The sequence below is a fragment of the Rhizobium indicum genome, from assembly GCF_005862305.2.
Lineage (GTDB): Bacteria > Pseudomonadota > Alphaproteobacteria > Rhizobiales > Rhizobiaceae > Rhizobium > Rhizobium indicum.
In genome coordinates this window covers 2523850-2541200 of record NZ_CP054021.1, presented here as the reverse complement: position 1 = coordinate 2541200, position 17351 = coordinate 2523850, and the positions used below count along the sequence as shown (strand labels likewise).

The window sequence follows — 17351 nt, the reverse complement described above, 5'->3', positions numbered from 1 at the left end:
CGTCAAAGGAGAGCGTCCATGACTCTTTTGGTCCAAAAGGTCAAGTCAGCAGATGTCCGAAAGCCATCCGCCGGCTGGCGGATGGCTTTCGGAAAAGTTCAGGCGCAGCAGCTTAGAGCGTGCGCGTGATATGTTCGACGCGGAAGCACTCGATGACGTCGCCGGCGCGCATGTCCTCGTAGTTTTCGAAGGCCATGCCGCATTCCTGACCCATCGGCACTTCGGACACTTCGTCCTTGAAGCGCTTGAGCGTCTTGAGCTTGCCTTCGTGAACGACGACGTCGTTGCGGATGAGGCGGACGCCGGCACCACGTTCGACCTTGCCTTCGACGACACGGCAGCCTGCGACCTTGCCGACCTTGGTGATGTTGAACACCTCGAGGATCTCGGCATTGCCGATGAAGGTTTCGCGCCGCTCTGGAGACAAGAGGCCCGACATCGCTGCCTTCACATCATCCACGAGGTCGTAGATGATGTTGTAGTAGCGGATTTCGATGCCTTCGCGCTCGGCGAACTGGCGTGCCTGCGTATTCGCACGGACGTTGAAGCCGATGATGGCCGCGTTCGAGGCTTCGGCGAGCGAGATATCCGACTCGGTGATACCGCCGGCGCCCGAATGGACGATGCGGGCGCGGACTTCGTCGGTGCCCAGCTTCTCCAGCGCACCGGCAATCGCTTCGATCGAGCCCTGCACGTCACCCTTGATGACCAGCGGGAACTCCTTGATGCCGACGCTCTGGCGCTGCATCATCATCTGTTCCAGCGAACCGCGCTGTCCCGACTGGCGGGCAGCCGCCTTGTCGCGGGCCAGACGCTGACGATACTCCGAGATTTCGCGGGCGCGGCTTTCGCTTTCGACGACGGCGAACTTGTCGCCGGCCTGCGGCGTGCCGGAAAGACCGAGAACCTCGACCGGCGTTGCCGGGCCTGCTTCCTTCACATGGTCGCCCTTGTCGGTGACGAGAGCGCGCACGCGGCCCCAGACGTCGCCGGCGACGATGATCTGGCCGGGACGCAGCGTGCCCTTCTGGACGAGCACGGTCGCGACCGAACCACGGCCACGATCGAGCTGGGCTTCGATGACAGTGCCTTCGGCGGTCCGGTTCGCATTGGCCTTGAGATCGAGAATTTCCGCCTGCAGCAGGATCGCCTCAAGCAGCTTGTCGAGGTTCTTGCCGGTCTTGGCCGAAACCTCGACGTCAAGCACTTCGCCGCCCATGGATTCCACGAAGACTTCGTGCTGCAGCAGCTGGTTGCGGACCTTCTGCGGATCAGCCTCGTGCTTGTCGACCTTGTTGATCGCCACGATGATCGGAACACCAGCCGCCTTGGCGTGGTTGATCGATTCGATCGTCTGCGGCATCACGCTGTCGTCGGCTGCGACGACCAGGATCGCGATGTCGGTCGCCTGCGCACCGCGGGCACGCATTGCCGTGAAGGCGGCGTGGCCGGGCGTATCGATGAAGGTGATCTTCTGACCGTTCTGCTCCACCTGATAGGCGCCGATATGCTGGGTGATGCCACCGGCTTCGCCGGAGACCACGTTGGCATGGCGGATGGCGTCGAGCAGCGAGGTCTTGCCGTGGTCGACATGGCCCATGATGGTAACGACGGGCGGGCGCGAGACCAGTTCGCCATCGTCGTCGGACACGTTGAAGATGCCGAGTTCGACGTCGGATTCCGACACGCGCCTGACCGTATGGCCGAATTCGCCGGCGATGATTTCGGCAAGGTCGGCGTCGATGACGTCGCCCGGCTTCATCATCTGGCCTTCCTTCATCAGGTACTTGATGACGTCGACGGCGCGTTCGGACATGCGCTGCGACAGTTCCTGAATGGTGATGGTCTCGGGCAGAACCACCTCGCGGGAGATCTTCTCGCGGGTTTCCTGCATCTGACCGCGGCGGAACTTCTCCTGCCGGCGACGCATCGCCGAGAGCGAACGACCGCGGGCATTGTCCTCGCCGTCCACGTTGGCAGTGGTGATCGTCAACTTGCCGCGACGGCGCTCTTCATCCGTCTTCGGACGAGTCGTGACCGGCTTTGCGGGTTCCGGGCGAACGACGCGGCCACGGACCGGACCGCCGCGCGCTGCGCCACGATCGTCTTCTTCCTTTTCGTCGCGGCGGCCGCGAACGGCCCCAGGGACGGCAGCGCCGGCTGCCGGACGGGCAGCAGGTGCTCCAGCCGCATCGGGCCGGCGTGCGGCCGGTGCCGACGATGCGGGCTGCTGCGGCCGTGCGGCGTCGGTGCGTGCTTCGGCCGGAGCCGGTTCTGCGGCTGCCGGTTCAGCAACAGCGGGTGCCTCAGCCTGCCGGACGGCCTCTTCAGCGGCCCGGCGGGCAGCTTCTTCCGCTTCGGCTGCCTTGCGGATAACCTCTTCGGCGGCACGGAGCTTTTCTTCCTCGGCACGGCGGATCGCATCCTGGGCGTCACGCGCCTGGGAGTCGGCAAGCGCGCGGCGGCGGGCGTCCATCTCTTCCGGCGACAGATGGTTCAGCACCACCGGGCGCGGACGATCGTTCTGGCGCGGCGGCTGGTGAGACTGCTGCGGCGGACGCTGGTTCGTCTGGTTGTTGTTGCCCTGCTGAACCCGCGGTGCCGGCGTCGGCTGCTGCGGACGCGCCTGCACGGGTGCGGGCGCCGGTTCGGCTGCGCGCACGGGGGCCGGCGGAGCGACGGGTGTGATCGGCTTTTCGTCTTCCGGGCGCATCGGGCGCCGCTTACGGGTCTCGACGACGACCGCCTTGGTGCGACCTCGACCCATATCCTGGCGAACGGTGCCCTGGCTCATCCCCGATGGTTTCAGGGTGAGTGTCTTTTTGCCCGCTACGCTGATTGTCTTGTCGTCGTTACTATCGGTCATTCGTTCCCGTTCCTTCGGACAGGGAGCGATGACTAGATCAGACCCTGTCGTTCAATACTGTCGATCAATGAGGATGGGACCGGCCGATGCCGGTGACCGCCTCATTGTTTTTGCCGGCCAGCGCCGCCCGCTGCCCGGGACTGACCGCCAATACGGTACTGTTCGAGCATCTTTGCGCGCTTCACTACACCTTCACCCGCCTGCCCTGCAAGCACTGCGGCATGGATAAAAGCATTCTGGCCCATCAGGCCTTCCATTTCGCTCTCCGAGAAGAGACGGAAGGAAGGTATCTCCTCCTCGGTCTCCATTCCGAGGTGCCAGGCCTTGCGGGCCTGGTCGATTTTCCGGACGCCATCGTCCGCTGCACCAGTCGCGTGGAACACCGCAAGGGCTGCTCCGCTTCTGACCGCGGCATCCACTTTCGAGGACCCGCTGACGAACTGGCCGGCTTTCCGCGCCATGTTCATCATCTGCATCAATTGCGCCGCGAGCAGCCGATCGACACTCGCGCCGAGATCGTCCGCCGCCTTTACATCCGTCTTCAGCGCGCGGGCGAAGAGCTTCTTCGCCACCGCCCTGTCGACCAGCGACCGGTCGATCTTCACCCAGCATCCGCGTCCCGGAAGCTCGCGCTTCAGATCGGCGACAACTGTTCCATCGGGAGCGGCGACGAAGCGGATCAGCTCTTCCGGCGATCCGCTTTCGCGCGTCACGATGCACATGCGTCCGTTCACGTCATAACCTGCAAGATCGTCGTCCTCGAGAGGAGCGTCCGGTTCATGCGCGGTCATCATGCTTCTTGTTCGGCTTCGGTGACCTCTTCTTCGGTCCCCTTCGCCAGGTCCTCTTGCGTGATCCAGCCAGCCGAAAGGCGGGCCTGGACGATCATCTGTTCTGCCTCGACGCGCGAGACGTCGAACTTCGAGAACAGGCCCTCGAACTTCTTCGTTTCGCCGTTCTTGCGTTCCGACCAGCCGACGAGATCGTCGGCAGCGCAACCGGCAAAGTCCTCGATCGACTTGATGCCGTCTTCGCCGAGCGCCACCATCATCTGGGCGGTCATGCCGTTGATTTCACGCAGTTCGTCCTGAACACCGAGCGCCTTGCGCTTCTCGTCCATCTCGGCTTCGAGACGCTCGAGGAATTCGCGGGCGCGCTGCTGGATTTCCTGCGCCGTCTCCTCGTCGAAACCGTCGATCGAAGAGATTTCGTCGAGATCGACATAAGCCAGTTCTTCGACCGCGGCAAAACCTTCCGAAGCCAGAACCTGGCCGACCATCTCGTCGACATCGAGCGAATCCATGAACAGATTGGTACGCTCGTTGAATTCCTTCTGGCGGCGTTCCGATTCCTCGGCCTCCGTCATGATGTCGATATCCCAGCCGGTCAGCTGCGAAGCGAGGCGGACGTTCTGGCCGCGGCGGCCGATGGCAAGCGACAGCTGCTCGTCGGGAACGACGACTTCGATACGCTCGGCATCCTCGTCGAGAACGACCTTGGCGACCTCAGCCGGCTGCAGGGCGTTGACGACGAAGGTCGCCGGGTCTTGGCTCCACGGAATGATGTCGATCTTCTCGCCCTGAAGCTCGCCGACGACGGCCTGAACGCGTGAGCCGCGCATACCGACGCAGGCGCCGACCGGATCGATCGAACTGTCGTTCGAGATCACCGCGATCTTGGCACGTGAACCCGGGTCGCGGGCGACCGACTTTACCTGGATGATGCCGTCGTAGATCTCCGGCACTTCCATGGTGAAAAGCTTCACCATGAATTGCGGATGCGTACGCGACAGGAAGATCTGCGGGCCGCGCTGCTCGCGACGGACATCATAGACGTAGGCACGGACGCGATCGCCATAGCGGACGTTTTCGCGCGGGATCATTTCGTCGCGGCGGATGATGCCTTCGCCACGGCCGAGATCGACGATGACGTTGCCGTATTCGACGCGCTTGACGGTGCCGTTGACGATTTCGCCGGTGCGATCCTTGAATTCGTCGAACTGGCGGTCGCGCTCGGCTTCACGCACCTTCTGCACGATCACCTGCTTGGCCGACTGTGCGGCGATGCGGCCGAAATCCATCGGCGGCAGCGGATCGGCGATGAAATCGCCGAGTGCGGCGTCCGGGTTGCGGTCGCGGGCCAGCTCCAGCGGGATCTGGGTCGAATAATCCTCGGCCTTCTCGACGACTTCGAGCAGGCGCTGCAGGCGGATTTCGCCGGTCTTCGGATTGATGTCGGCACGGATGTTGGACTCGGTGCCGTAACGGGAGCGTGCCGCCTTCTGGATGGCATCGGCCATTGCGGCCAGCACGATCTCGCGGTCGATGACTTTTTCGCGCGCCACTGCATCTGCGATCTGCAGAAGTTCGAGCCGGTTCGCACTGACTGCCATTGTCTTGTTTCTCCGTCTTTACTCCAGGGGTCCCGTCCCTGGAGCGGTCTGTTGATCGGTTATTCTTCGTCGTCCGCTTCGTTCTGGTTGGCGGCCTGGGCTTTCGCCAGCTTGTCGGCGCGCAACGCGTCGCGGATCAGGTCGTCGGTCAGAATGAGCTTCGCATCGCTAAGCGCCGTGAAGGGAATGGTGACCTTCTGCTCTTCCCCATAGGCGATCTGGTCACGCTCGAGCGTGAAACCATCTGTGCCTGCTTCGACGATCTTGCCGCGGAAGCGCTTGCGATTGTCGATCAAGATCGACGTCTCGCATTTCACAAGGTGGCCCTGCCAGCGGATGAAATCGGATTTCCGCACCATCGGACGGTCGATGCCGGGCGAAGACACTTCCAGATGATACTCTTTATCGACCGGATCTTCCACATCGAGGACGGGAGAAATCGCCATCGAGACTTCTTCGCAATCCTGAACCGTCATTGTGCCGTCGTTGCGTTCGGCCATGACCTGCATCGTCGCACCGTTCTGGTTCATCATGCGGACGCGGATAAGGCGGAAGCCCAGGTCGACGAGAACGGGTTCGATGATATCGGCAAGACGCTGGTCGAGCCCGGTTTCGGTTATCAGCCGCGGCTCACGTTCATTGTCTGCGTTTGTCAGATCCGACAAGCGGTGCGCTCCTCGCAATTTCATGCTTTTTCGGCGATCGCGCTAATAAAAAAGAGCGGGTCCTTGCGGCCCACTCTTCATCAAGCGATCAAGAATTTGAGAGGCATATAGTCGGGTTTTTCCGAAATTGCAAGGTCCGCGACCGATTCGGCCAATTCGCTTGCCGCGCGTGAACAGGCCTATGGCCAGCGCCGGTCTTGCGCATATATTGCCGTTGGCGCGCAATAACAAAAGCGGGAGAAATCGTGGCCTACACTTCGTCGACATTGGCGCCTTTGCGGCACGATACCTACCGCACCATCTGGTTCGCGAGCCTTTCTTCGAATTTCGGCGGCCTGATCCAGGCGGTCGGCGCCGCCTGGATGATGACGACGATCACCGCCTCGGAGGACATGGTCGCGCTGGTGCAGACCTCGACGGCGCTGCCGATCATGCTGTTTTCGCTGATATCGGGTGCGCTGGCCGACAATTATGACCGCCGCCGGGTCATGCTGACGGCGCAGTGCATGATGCTCACGGTCTCGGCGCTGCTGACGGCCTCAGCCCTGCTCGGCTGGATCACGCCCTGGCTGCTGCTCTTCTTCACCTTCCTGATCGGCTGCGGCACCGCGCTCAACAATCCCTCCTGGCAGGCATCGGTCGGCGATATGGTGCCGCGCGCCGATCTGCCGGCAGCGGTCACGCTGAACAGCATGGGTTTCAACATCACCCGCAGCGTCGGCCCGGCGATCGGCGGCGTCATCGTGGCTGCTGCCGGCGCGGCCGCGGCCTTCGCGGTGAATACGCTGAGTTACCTCGCCTTGATCTATGCCCTGCTGCGCTGGCGGCCAGCCGCGCCCGTCTCGACCCTTCCACGGGAGGCGCTAGGCAGCGCCATCTTCGCCGGCCTGCGTTATGTCTCGATGTCGCCCAATCTCGAAAAGGTCCTCGTCAGAGGGCTGCTCTTCGGCATCGGCGCCAGCTCGATCCTGGCGCTGCTGCCGGTCGTCGCCCTCGATCTCGTTGCCGGCGGGCCGCTGACCTACGGTTTCATGCTCGGCGCCTTCGGCATCGGCGCAATCGGCGGTGCGGTGCTGAATGCCAGGCTTCGCCAGGTGCTTTCCAGCGAGATGATCATCCGCCTCTCCTTTGCCGGTTTTGCACTGAGTGCGGTCATCGCAGCCTTGAGCCCGAGTGCCGTCTTGACCTCCGCCGGGCTGCTCGTTTCAGGCGCCTGCTGGGTCTCCGCACTATCGCTGTTCAACACCATCGTCCAGCTTTCGACGCCGCGCTGGGTGGTCGGCCGGGCGCTGTCGCTCTACCAGACCGTCACCTTCGGCGGCATTGCCGGCGGCAGCTGGCTGTGGGGCGTTGCCGCCGATCGCTACGGCGTCGCCGATGCTCTGCTGATGTCATCCGTCGTCATGCTGCTCGGCATCGCCATCGGCCTGCGCTTTTCCATGCCGGCCTTTGCCTCGCTCAACCTCGATCCGCTGAACCGCTTCACCGAACCGGCCCTCAGTCTCGACATCACGCCGCGCAGCGGCCCGATCGTCATCCAGGTCGACTACGAGATTGCCGACGAGGACCTTGCCGAGTTCATGGAATTGATGGGCGAGCGCCGCCGTATCCGCATCCGCGACGGCGCCCGCAACTGGGCGCTGATGCGTGATCTCGAAAATCCCAGCCTTTGGACGGAAACCTACCATACGCCGACCTGGGTCGAATACATAAGGCACAACCAGCGGCGCACGCAGGCCGATGCCGAAAACACCGACAGGCTGCGTGCGCTTCACCGCGGCGAAGGTCCGCTGCATGTCCACCGCATGATCGAACGCCAGGCCATTCCGCCGGGTGACGACGTCTTCCACAAGGCGCCGATCGATCTGCATCATTGAGACCAGGTGTGCAGAGATCAAACATGTACAGATTCAGGCTCGCTCACCAATCCGACCTGGCTGCCATCGTCCGGCTTCTGGCCGATGACGATCTTGGCGGCAGCAGGGAGATCGTTTCGGATCCTGTCGACGCGCGTTATCTCTCGGCCTTCGCTGCGATCGAGGCGGACGCCAATCAGCTTCTGGCCGTCGCCAATGACGCGACCGATCGGGTCGTCGGCTGCCTGCAGCTGAGTTTTGTTCCCGGTCTTTCGAGGACGGGCATGTGGCGCGGCCAGATCGAAAGCGTGCGTGTCGCAAGCGATCTTCGCGGTTCTGGCCTCGGCGCACAATTCATCGAATGGGCGATCGCCCAATGCGCCGAGCGCGGCTGCGGATTGGTGCAACTGACATCGGACAAGACGCGGGGGGACGCGATCCGCTTCTACGAGAAGCTCGGTTTCGTCGCCAGCCATGAAGGTTTGAAACGCACGCTCTGAAGCCGGTTACTTCAGCTTGCCCTTCATCGTCGCCTCCGGAAAGCATGTCGGCTTCATGCCGTTCTTTGCCTGCCACTGGCCGATCGAACGCCGGGTCTTGTAGCCCGGCAGACCGTCGGAACCGCCGACATCATAGCCCTGCCGTTCCAGCGCCTTCTGCATGGCGGCGACGTCCGAGCGCAGCATCTTGCCGACATCGCCCCATCTGCCCTGGAAGGCGCCGCCATTATAGGCGATCCGGTCGGCAAGATTGCCGATATAGAGCGCGTAGAGATCGGAATTATTGTATTCCTTGATGATGTAGAAATTCGGCGTGACGATGAATTCCGGTCCGTCTCGGCCGGCCGGAACCAGCATCATGCCCTCAGCCTTCATTTCGCCGGAGGGAAAGCCCTTGCCGGAGATGCGGTCGATGCCGAGCGAGGCCCAGTGCGACAGCGGCTTTGCCAGATCGGGTCCCTCCTGCGCGCAGGAGACCGCCTCCGGTATCGACACCTCGAAGCCCCAGTCGCGGTTGCGCTGCCAGCCTTTCTTGACCAGGTAATTGGCGATCGAGGCGAGCGTATCGGGCACCGAGGTCCAGATATTGCGGTGACCGTCGCCATCGAAATCCACGGCATATTTTAGATAGCTGGTCGGCATGAATTGCGGCTGGCCGAGTGCGCCCGCCCACGAACCCTTGAAGTTGGCAGGTGTGACGTCGCCGCCGTCGAGAATATGGAGTGCGGCCACCAGCTCGGTGCGGAACATCTCCTTGCGCGTCGACATGAAGGCCTTGGTCGCCAGCACCTCGATCGCCGAATTCGGGATCTTCGCGGCGCCGAAGCCCGTTTCCCGGCCCCAGATGGCAAGCACTATCGAGCCCGGCACGCCATAGGTCTTTTCGATCCGCTTCAGCGTCGAGCCATATTGGGCGGCAAAGCCGCGTCCCGTTGCGGCAAGCTTCTTCAGTTGGTCCTCGTTGAAATAGGGAGCGGGCGAGGAAAATTCGGCCTGCGTCTGCTTCTGCTCCTTCGGCGGCGGGAAACCGGGCGGGGCGAGATCGGGCAGGTTCCAGTTCAGCGTGATGCCGGAGAAAGCGGCTTGAAAGACCTTCTCCGAAATACCGTTCGCCTTCGCTTCCGGCCAGAGGTCGCTCTGCACCCATTTCTCGAACTGCGCCTCGACATCGGCTTTCGAAGGGGCCGCGTAACAGGAGAGGGGCAGGAGAGCTGCCGCCAACGCGAGTGCGAATATCCGCAGCCGCCGTGGAACACCCCCCTCTGCCCTGCCGGGCATCTCCCCCACAGGTGGGGAGATTGGCTGGGCGCGGAGGTTTCCGCCGATAATCGACGTTTCTGCGCGGCAAACTGACAATGAAGCGGGAAACCAAAGCCGCTTGTGATCTCTCCACTTGTGGGGGAGATGCCCGGCAGGGCAGAGGGGGGTGTTCTTTGGCATATGCAAATCCCTCATATCACCGTCCGCGCTCGAAGTGCGGCTGCAAGTGTGCCCTCGTCGAGATAGTCGAGTTCGCCGCCGACGGGCACGCCATGCGCCAGCCGCGTGATCTTCACGTCGAGCCCCTGCAACTGGTCGGTGATGTAATGCGCCGTCGTCTGTCCCTCGACGGTGGCATTGACCGCGATGATCAGTTCCCGGATGCCGCCTTCGCCGACCCGGTCGATCAGGCCGCGAATGTTGAGATCGTCAGGACCGACCCCGTCGAGCGGCGACAGCGTGCCGCCGAGCACGTGATAGGCGGCGTTCATCGCGCCTGCCCGCTCCAGCGCCCAGAGATCCGATACGTCCTCGACGACGATGATGACGGATTGATCGCGTTGGGTGTCGGTGCAGACAATGCAGGGATCGACCGTATCGACATTGCCGCAGCGCGAGCAGATCTTCACCTTGTCATAGGCCTCGCCCATTGCATTCGACAGCGGGCCGAGCAGTTGATCCTTCTTCTTGATCAGATGCAGTGCCGCCCGGCGCGCCGAGCGCGGCCCGAGGCCCGGCACCTTCGCCAGAAGCTGGATGAGTTTTTCGATTTCGGGTCCGGTGACTCGTTTTGCCATGCGCCGTTCTTAACTGATATGGAACGAAAACGGAATCGCGGAAGGATCGGCCATCCCATGAAAATCCTGGCCTTGTGCACCGGCAATCCGGAAAGACTGCCGGGCAAGAGCTACAAGACCGGCATCTTCAAACACGCCGTCAACGGCGCGGTGATGATCGATGCCGAAGGTCTGGTCGGCGATGCGATCTGCAACCGCAAACACCATGGCGGCGTCGACCAGGCAGTCTATGTCGAGGGATCGCTGACGCTCGACTGGTGGGCGCAGGAGCTGGGCCAGCCCTACGAGGCCGGCACGTTCGGCGAAAACATGGTGATATCGGATCTCGACAATCGCGACGTCGCCGTCGGCGACCGCTTCGCCGCTGGCGATCTCGTCCTCGAGGTCACGGCATGCCGTATGCCCTGCGCCACCTTCGCCGCCAGGATGGCCGATCCGAAATTCGTCAAGCGTTACACCGCCGCCGCCCGTCCCGGCATTTATTGCCGCGTCATCCGGGGCGGCGTGGTCGAGCCCGGGATGCCGATGGAATACACGTCTTTTTCGGGAGACAAGATTACGATGCCCGAGCTAATGGAGACCTTCGGCCGAAGGCTTCAGGGCGCAGATCGGGCGCGATATCTCGCGGCCCCAATTCACTACAAGCTTCGGGCCATGCTGGAATCCCAAACCGACGAAGCGCACTAGATCACTTGACACCTTGATATGAGGGCCGCCTCAGAACGGCAGCTTAAAGCCCGGTGGGATCGGCAGGCCTGCCGTCAGCGCCTTGGTCTTTTCGGCGGCGAGCGCCTCGGCCTTGTCCTTGGCGTCCTTGTGAGCGGCGACGATCAGATCCTCGAGGATCTCGACATCGTCTTCCTTGAACAGCGACGGATCGATCTTCAGGCTCTTCAGCTCGCCCTTGCCCGTGATGACGACGGCGACGAGACCGCCGCCCGCCTTGCCTTCGGCCGTGAGCTCGGCGATCTCCGCCTGCATCTGCTCCATCTTGGCCTGCATTTCCTTGACTTTGCCCATCATGCCCATGATGTCGCGCATCGTCTCGCTCCTTGTTGAAACTTTAGAATTCTATGTCGTCGCCCGGCAGGATGTCACCTTCCTCGGATTCGGCGGCGGCCGGCGGCGTCACCTGGCCTTCCTCCTCCGGTTCGGGCGCCCGTACGCGCACGTCGATGATCTTGGCACCGGGGAAATGCGCAAGGATTGCCGCCACGTCAGGGTCCTGGCGCGCGTCGATCACATGCTGTTCCCGGGTCCTGGCCTCCGCTTCGACAAGCGTCGGCTGGCCCTCGTCGCGGCTGAGGCTGACAATCCAATGGATGCCGGTCCATTCCTTCAGCTTGACGGCAAGCTCGTTGAGCAGCGTCGTCGGCGCACCGGGAGCCAGGCTGACGTCGAGCCGGCCGGCTTCGATCCGGACCGGGCGCAGGAAGGTGCGCACCATCGCCTTCAGCTTCGGATCGCGTTTCTCGGTGGCGAGGTTGACGATATCGTTGACCGAATTGATCGGGACGAGCGGCTTCGGCGCTTCAGTGGGCTTGGTTTCGATCCGCCCGACAGGCGTCGTTTCCGGCTGGCTGCTCGGCACGGCGCGCAGCATCGCCACCGGCGCTGAAGGCTGTGGCTTGCTCGGTGCTGTTTCCGGCGCGCGTGCGGCGACACTGCCCTGATAGGAAACCCGTGTTCCGTTGTTGCCGCCATTGCCGGAAGGTGGGGAAGAGGGCCGCGGGCCGGCATTGTCGCCGGAAAATTCGGCAAGCCGCCGCGCCGCATCCTCGGGCGCCGGCAGATGCGCGGCATGTGCAAGCCGGATCAGCACCATTTCGGCAGCGCCCGCCGTTCGCGAGGAGCCTTCCGTTTCGGGAATGCCCTTCAGCAGCATCTGCCAGATGCGCGACAGCGTCGTCACTGCAACGCCCTTCGCAAATTCCGCCGCCTTGGTGCGCTCGACCTCGCTGAGCGAAGGATCGTTTGCCGCATCCGGCACATATTTCAGCCGCGTCACCAGATGGGTGAAATCGGCAAGATCGGTCAGCACTACCACCGGATTGGCGCCGGCTTCGTACTGGTTCTGGAACTCGCCGAGGGCGGCGGCCACATCGCCTTTGACGACATGCTGGAAGAGATCGACGATCCGGGCGCGATCGGCAAGGCCGAGCATGCCGCGCACGGCTTCCGCCTGCACGACGCCTGCGCCATGAGCGATCGCCTGATCGAGCAGCGACAGGCCGTCGCGCGCCGAGCCTTCGGCAGCACGCGCGATCATCGCCAGCGCGTCAGCTTCCGCCTCGATGCCTTCCTTGGCCGCGATTGTCGTGAACAGCCCGACGAGATCGGAGGCGCTGATGCGGCGCAGGTCGAAGCGCTGGCAGCGCGACAGCACGGTGATCGGCACCTTGCGGATCTCGGTGGTGGCGAAGATGAACTTCACATGCTCCGGCGGCTCTTCCAGCGTCTTCAACAGGCCGTTGAAGGCCTGTGTCGACAGCATGTGCACTTCGTCGATGATATAGACCTTGTAGCGCGCCGAAACCGGCCGGTAGCGCACCTGCTCGATGATCTCGCGGATATCGTCGATACCGGTATGGGAGGCCGCATCCATCTCGATCACGTCGACATGCCGGCCTTCCATGATCGCCTGGCAGTGTTCGCCCGGCGTGCGAAGGTCGATCGTCGGCTTGTCGATCTCCGATGTTTTGTAGTTCAGCGCCCGCGCCAGGATGCGCGCCGTCGTCGTCTTGCCGACGCCGCGCACGCCGGTCAGCATGTAGGCTTGCGCGATGCGGCCGGTCTCGAAGGCGTTGGTGAGGGTGCGGACCATCGGCTCCTGGCCGACCATCAGGTCCGTGAAATCCTTGGGGCGGTATTTGCGAGCCAGCACTCGGTATCCGGTGCCCGTCGAGGCGGCATCTTTTGATTGTCGCTCGGTGTCGCTCATCGCCCTGCTTGTCGCCCGGACTGTCGGGCACTTCGTGGAGAGAAGGTGGGAGGCTGGCACGATGACCCGTGCCGGGCTCGTTAGGGCTGCTTCCTTCCGGACCTGACCCGGTTGGCGAGTGGCTCGTCCACCACCAACCTCCCGGATGCACATATCGGCAATATCGTCATCAAAAGCAAGCCAACATGCGAAAAAACTGCTAGTCGTAGGAAAAGACAGGAGGAATGCCCTTTGAAAGGTTTCGCGCTCGATCCCCGGCTGGAAAACGACAGCGTCAGCATCATGGTCACCGGTCTCTGCGATCTGAGATTGTCGAGGGACGCCCGCTGGCCCTGGCTCATTCTCGTGCCGCGCCGGGCTGACATCACCGAAATCTTCGAGCTGACGCCGCTCGACCAGGTGCTGCTTGCCTTCGAGACGGAGCTGGTCGCCAAGGCGCTGAAGGAGATCACCGGCGCGACAAAAATCAATGTCGGGGCTCTTGGCAATATCGTCCGCCAGCTTCATGTTCATGTCATTGCCCGCTTCGAAGGCGATGCCAATTGGCCGGGTCCCGTCTGGGGCTTCGGGCGCGCTGAACCCTACGAAGACGGAAAGAGAGACGAATTTATAGCGAAGCTGCGGGAAGCCCTTTCATCATGAGTCATTCGCTTTTCGATTCGGATGTGCCGCATCCGGAACCCAGCAATCTCACGGCCTTTGCCGCCAACGACCTCAACCGCGATTCCGAGCATCGCGACGAACAATCCGTCGAAAAGGCGCTGGCCAAGGAAGGCACCCATATCTTCGCCTTCACCAGGGATAAGCTGGTGCTGAAGCATGACGGCCAGGTGCTCGACCCGCTCTTTGCCCGCTACGAGCTGCAGGAATTGCAGCCGGATTGGGACGAGACCGTGCTTCTCGGTTACCGCAAGAGCGGCGAGCCGCGCCTTGCCGTTCCCGTTGGCATCGACGTCGACGACCTCACCAGCCAGTACAAGCCTGCCGACGGTCGCACGCTGTTTCGCGAAATGCTGATCGACGAAGTGTTGCTCGGCGAATTCGCCCAGGCCGCGAGCCTCATCCGCTGGAATGGCGACAATCGCTTTTGTGGCCGCTGCGGCTCGGCGATGGAGATCCACATCGGCGGCTACAAACGTGTCTGCGCTGCCTGCGAACACGTGATCTTCCCGCGCACCGACCCCGTCGTCATCATGCTGACGGTCGACGAGCAGCGCGACCTCTGCCTGCTCGGCCGCAGTCCGCATTTCGCGCCCGGCATGTATTCCTGTCTTGCCGGCTTCCTCGAACCCGGCGAGACCATCGAGAACGCTGTGCGCCGCGAAACGCTGGAGGAATCGGGCATCCGCACCGGCCGCATCCGCTATCACGCCTCGCAGCCCTGGCCGATGCCGCATTCACTGATGATCGGCTGTTACGCCGAGGCGAAATCCACCGAAATCAGCCGCGATGAGACCGAGCTGGAAGATTGCCGCTGGTTCACCCGCGAGGAAACGATCGAGATGCTGGAACGCCCGAGCGCGACAGGCAGGGCCTCGCCGCCGAAAGGGGCGATCGCCCACCGCCTGATGCGCGACTGGGTGGAGTGGAAGCGGTAGCGCCATGCCGGTTGCCCGCTCGGAACGGCTGCTGACGCTGCTCCAGACGCTCCGGCGTTACCGGCGGCCGGTGACCGGCACAGTGCTTGCCCAGGAGACCGGCGTCAGCCTGCGCACGCTCTATCGCGATATTGCCAGCCTGCAGGCCCAGGGCGCGATGATCGAAGGCGAAGCCGGCATCGGTTATGTGCTGAAGCCCGGCTTCATGCTGCCGCCGATGATGTTTTCCGAAGAAGAGCTGGAGGCATTGGTGCTCGGCTCGCGCTGGGTGGCCCGCGCCGCCGAGCCGCGCCTTGCCGGTGCCGGTGCCGACGCCCTGGCCAAGATTGCCGCCGTGCTGCCGGCCGATATGCACGAGATGATCGATTCGGCAGCACTTTTCGTCGGTCCCAAACGCAGGGACGAGGACAAGGCTGACGTTTCGGCCATCCGCAGGGCGATCCGCCTGGAGCGTATCCTCGAACTGCATTATGGCGACGAGCAGGGCCGTATTTCGCGCCGCCGCGTCTGGCCTTTCGGGCTCGGCTATTACGAGCATGTGCGCGTCCTCATGGCCTGGTGCGAACTGCGCCAGGATTTTCGACACTTCCGCACCGACCGCATCATCGACATGGCCTTGCACGAGGCGCGCTACCCACGCCGCCGCACGGTGCTCCTCAAGGAATGGCGCGAGACGCAGGACGTGCCGATGGAGAACTGAACGCTGCTGCCATAAACTGTCAGCAGATGGAGTTATTATCAGTGCCAATCCACCAGGAAGGAGTACTGATCATGGTAACGCCTCCAGCCATTCATTTCACCAACGACCGTTTTGCGGCCGAGTCCTTTGCCGATGTCATTTCGGCCGAGACTTTTGCCGATGTCCGCCAGTCAGCACCGTCAGGCCTGCTGCACCTGGTCATGAACATTTTCCGATTTCGCAGAGGAGACCGCACCGGCCTCGACCTTGAAGCGACACCGGATTACCTGAAGCGCGACCTCGGCTTCATCGACGGACGCGACCCGCGCTGCGAGGACCGTTTTCCGCTCTAAAGCATATCGCGCAAAAGTGTGCAGCGGTTTTGCGACAACGACATGCGCGACCGCTTTAGGCCGCCCATCCCTATCAACATTCTGCCCGACGAGAACGGGGCGTTGCGATAGCAACGCCCTCGGTAGTCTGCTGCCATAATTTGTCAGCAGACGAGATCTCTGGCGGCGCCATTCTTAAACAACGGGAGAACCGAAATGACCAGCCCCAATCTCATAATTCTCTACGTCAAGGACCCGGGTGAAAGCGCCAGCTTCTACCGGAATCTGCTGAACCGCGAACCGGCTGCGGAAGCGCCGAATTTCGTCGCTTTTCCGCTTGAGGGCGGTTTCACGCTCGGTCTCTGGCGGCGCAGCAAGGTCGAGCCGCAGCCCTCCGCCATCGGCAATCGAGGCGAAGTGGCCTTCATGGTCGAAGGAGAAAATGCCGTCGCCAGACATTATGAAGACTGGCGCCAGCGCGGTCTGCCGATCGCCCAGGAATTGACCGAACTGGATTTCGGCCCGACCTTCGTCGTGCTCGATCCGGATGGGCATCGGCTGCGTGTCTGTGAGCCGGATAAATAATTCAGGCGGCTTGCGGGGCTTGCCTTACAGCAGGCCTCGCATCGCATGCCCCTTGTAGACGCCGAGGATGCGGACTTTCTCGGAAAAGAACCGCAGTTCCTCCAACGCCCGACGCACGTTCGGATCGTTCGGATGGCCTTCGATATCGGCGTAAAACTGCGTCGCCACGAATTTTCCGCCGAGTTGGTAGCTTTCCAGCTTCGTCATGTTGATGTTGTTGGTGGCAAAACCGCCGAGCGCCTTGTAGAGCGCGGCCGGAATGTTGCGGACGTTGAAGACGAAGGTGGTGACGACCTTTTCTTCCGCCGAATTCCGTTGCGCCCATTCCTCGTCGCGGGACAGGACGACGAAGCGAGTGACGTTGTTTTCCGTATCCTCGACATTTTCGGCGATGATCTCGAGCCCGTAGAGATCAGCGGCAAGGCGTGGCGCCAAGGCGGCCATCGAGCGGTCGCCGGTTTCCTGCACGAGTTTCGCCGCCCCCGCCGTATCGCCGGCGATCACCGGCTTCCAGCCATTGGCGCGAACGATCTTGCGGCACTGGCCGAGCGCGTGGATATGGCTGTGCACCGTGCGGATCTCGTCCTTGGTAACACCGGGCAGCACCATCAGCTGGAAGCGGATCGGCATGAAATATTCGCCGATGATGTGCAGCCGCGACTCCGGCAGCAGATGGTGGATATCGGCGACGCGCCCGGCGATCGTGTTTTCGATCGGGATCATCCCGATATCGGCATCGCCGTTGTCGACCGCCGTGAACGCATCCTCGAAGGTCTGGCAGGGCAGCGGCTCCATGGTCGGAAACATGTCGCGGCTGGCCATGTCGGAATTGGCGCCGAATTCGCCCTGGAAGGCGATCCTGTTGGTCTTGATGTTCATG

At 62.6% G+C, this 17351-nt stretch carries 17 protein-coding genes and 1 other RNA gene; 8 read left to right on the top strand and 10 right to left on the bottom strand.

Annotation, left to right across the window (positions count from 1 at the left end; all coding sequences use genetic code 11):
• Positions 1 to 112 precede the first annotated feature (112 nt).
• The 4 genes from infB to rimP form a co-directional block, all read right to left on the bottom strand.
• On the bottom strand, positions 113 to 2866 hold the full coding sequence (gene infB / locus FFM53_RS12670; RefSeq protein WP_138332085.1) for a translation initiation factor IF-2: 2754 nt from the start codon (positions 2864 to 2866) through the stop codon (positions 113 to 115).
• Positions 2867 to 2967: 101 nt separating this feature from the next.
• Positions 2968 to 3660 carry an RNA-binding protein gene (locus FFM53_RS12665; protein ID WP_017989926.1) on the bottom strand — a complete coding sequence of 231 codons (693 nt, stop codon included), beginning with the start codon at positions 3658 to 3660 and terminating at the stop codon, positions 2968 to 2970.
• A complete protein-coding gene (nusA, locus tag FFM53_RS12660) occupies positions 3657 to 5258 on the bottom strand; it encodes a transcription termination factor NusA (protein ID WP_138332086.1) in 1602 nt (533 codons plus the stop codon). The genes FFM53_RS12665 and nusA overlap by 4 nt, the downstream gene beginning before the upstream one ends.
• A 59-nt stretch (positions 5259 to 5317) precedes the next feature.
• Positions 5318 to 5923: a ribosome maturation factor RimP gene (gene rimP, locus FFM53_RS12655; protein WP_138332087.1), complete on the bottom strand. Its 606-nt coding sequence runs from the start codon at positions 5921 to 5923 to the stop codon at positions 5318 to 5320.
• A 197-nt stretch (positions 5924 to 6120) separates the two neighbouring features.
• On the opposite strand from rimP, the gene FFM53_RS12650 reads away from it, so the two are divergent.
• The gene (locus FFM53_RS12650) at positions 6121 to 7800 is read left to right on the top strand and encodes an MFS transporter (protein WP_173862984.1); all 1680 of its coding nucleotides are present in this window, start codon (positions 6121 to 6123) and stop codon (positions 7798 to 7800) included.
• Between the two features lie 23 nt (positions 7801 to 7823).
• Positions 7824 to 8279, top strand: a complete 456-nt coding sequence (locus FFM53_RS12645; RefSeq protein ID WP_138332089.1) for a GNAT family N-acetyltransferase — start codon at positions 7824 to 7826, stop codon at positions 8277 to 8279.
• Between the two features lie 6 nt (positions 8280 to 8285).
• Here the strand turns inward: FFM53_RS12645 and FFM53_RS12640 are convergent, their stop codons facing one another.
• Positions 8286 to 9557, bottom strand: a complete 1272-nt coding sequence (locus tag FFM53_RS12640; protein WP_138388514.1) for a lytic murein transglycosylase — start codon at positions 9555 to 9557, stop codon at positions 8286 to 8288.
• 173 nt (positions 9558 to 9730) lie between these two features.
• On the bottom strand, positions 9731 to 10336 hold the full coding sequence (gene recR / locus FFM53_RS12635) for a recombination mediator RecR (RefSeq protein ID WP_003555792.1): 606 nt from the start codon (positions 10334 to 10336) through the stop codon (positions 9731 to 9733).
• A 57-nt stretch (positions 10337 to 10393) separates the two neighbouring features.
• Here recR and FFM53_RS12630 point away from each other — a divergent pair, with 57 nt between their 5' ends.
• The gene (locus tag FFM53_RS12630; protein WP_138332091.1) at positions 10394 to 11023 is read left to right on the top strand and encodes an MOSC domain-containing protein; all 630 of its coding nucleotides are present in this window, start codon (positions 10394 to 10396) and stop codon (positions 11021 to 11023) included.
• A gap of 30 nt (positions 11024 to 11053) precedes the next feature.
• Here the strand turns inward: FFM53_RS12630 and FFM53_RS12625 are convergent, their stop codons facing one another.
• The 3 genes from FFM53_RS12625 to ffs form a co-directional block, all read right to left on the bottom strand.
• Entirely contained in the window at positions 11054 to 11377 is a 324-nt protein-coding gene (locus FFM53_RS12625) for a YbaB/EbfC family nucleoid-associated protein (RefSeq protein ID WP_003544342.1), read from the bottom strand.
• A gap of 22 nt (positions 11378 to 11399) precedes the next feature.
• A complete protein-coding gene (locus FFM53_RS12620; protein WP_138388513.1) occupies positions 11400 to 13277 on the bottom strand; it encodes a DNA polymerase III subunit gamma/tau in 1878 nt (625 codons plus the stop codon).
• 45 nt (positions 13278 to 13322) lie between these two features.
• An RNA gene (gene ffs, locus FFM53_RS12615) (signal recognition particle sRNA small type) lies at positions 13323 to 13419 on the bottom strand.
• Positions 13420 to 13508: 89 nt separating this feature from the next.
• Here ffs and FFM53_RS12610 point away from each other — a divergent pair.
• The 5 genes from FFM53_RS12610 to FFM53_RS12590 all read left to right on the top strand — a co-directional run bounded on the left by FFM53_RS12610 (position 13509) and on the right by FFM53_RS12590 (position 16471).
• Positions 13509 to 13919 carry an HIT domain-containing protein gene (locus FFM53_RS12610; protein WP_012759659.1) on the top strand — a complete coding sequence of 137 codons (411 nt, stop codon included), beginning with the start codon at positions 13509 to 13511 and terminating at the stop codon, positions 13917 to 13919.
• Complete coding sequence (gene nudC / locus FFM53_RS12605; RefSeq protein ID WP_011649957.1) at positions 13916 to 14875, top strand: NAD(+) diphosphatase; 960 nt, start codon at positions 13916 to 13918, stop codon at positions 14873 to 14875. The genes FFM53_RS12610 and nudC overlap by 4 nt, the downstream gene beginning before the upstream one ends.
• A 4-nt stretch (positions 14876 to 14879) precedes the next feature.
• A complete protein-coding gene (locus FFM53_RS12600) occupies positions 14880 to 15575 on the top strand; it encodes a helix-turn-helix transcriptional regulator (RefSeq protein WP_138388512.1) in 696 nt (231 codons plus the stop codon).
• A gap of 71 nt (positions 15576 to 15646) precedes the next feature.
• Positions 15647 to 15907, top strand: coding sequence for a hypothetical protein (locus tag FFM53_RS12595; RefSeq protein ID WP_064653543.1), 261 nt, complete (start codon positions 15647 to 15649; stop codon positions 15905 to 15907).
• 195 nt (positions 15908 to 16102) lie between these two features.
• A complete protein-coding gene (locus FFM53_RS12590) occupies positions 16103 to 16471 on the top strand; it encodes a VOC family protein (RefSeq protein ID WP_138388511.1) in 369 nt (122 codons plus the stop codon).
• Between the two features lie 24 nt (positions 16472 to 16495).
• On the opposite strand, the gene FFM53_RS12585 is transcribed toward FFM53_RS12590, so the two are convergent.
• A complete protein-coding gene (locus tag FFM53_RS12585; protein ID WP_003544355.1) occupies positions 16496 to 17350 on the bottom strand; it encodes a prephenate dehydratase in 855 nt (284 codons plus the stop codon).
• Position 17351: the final 1 nt, after the last annotated feature.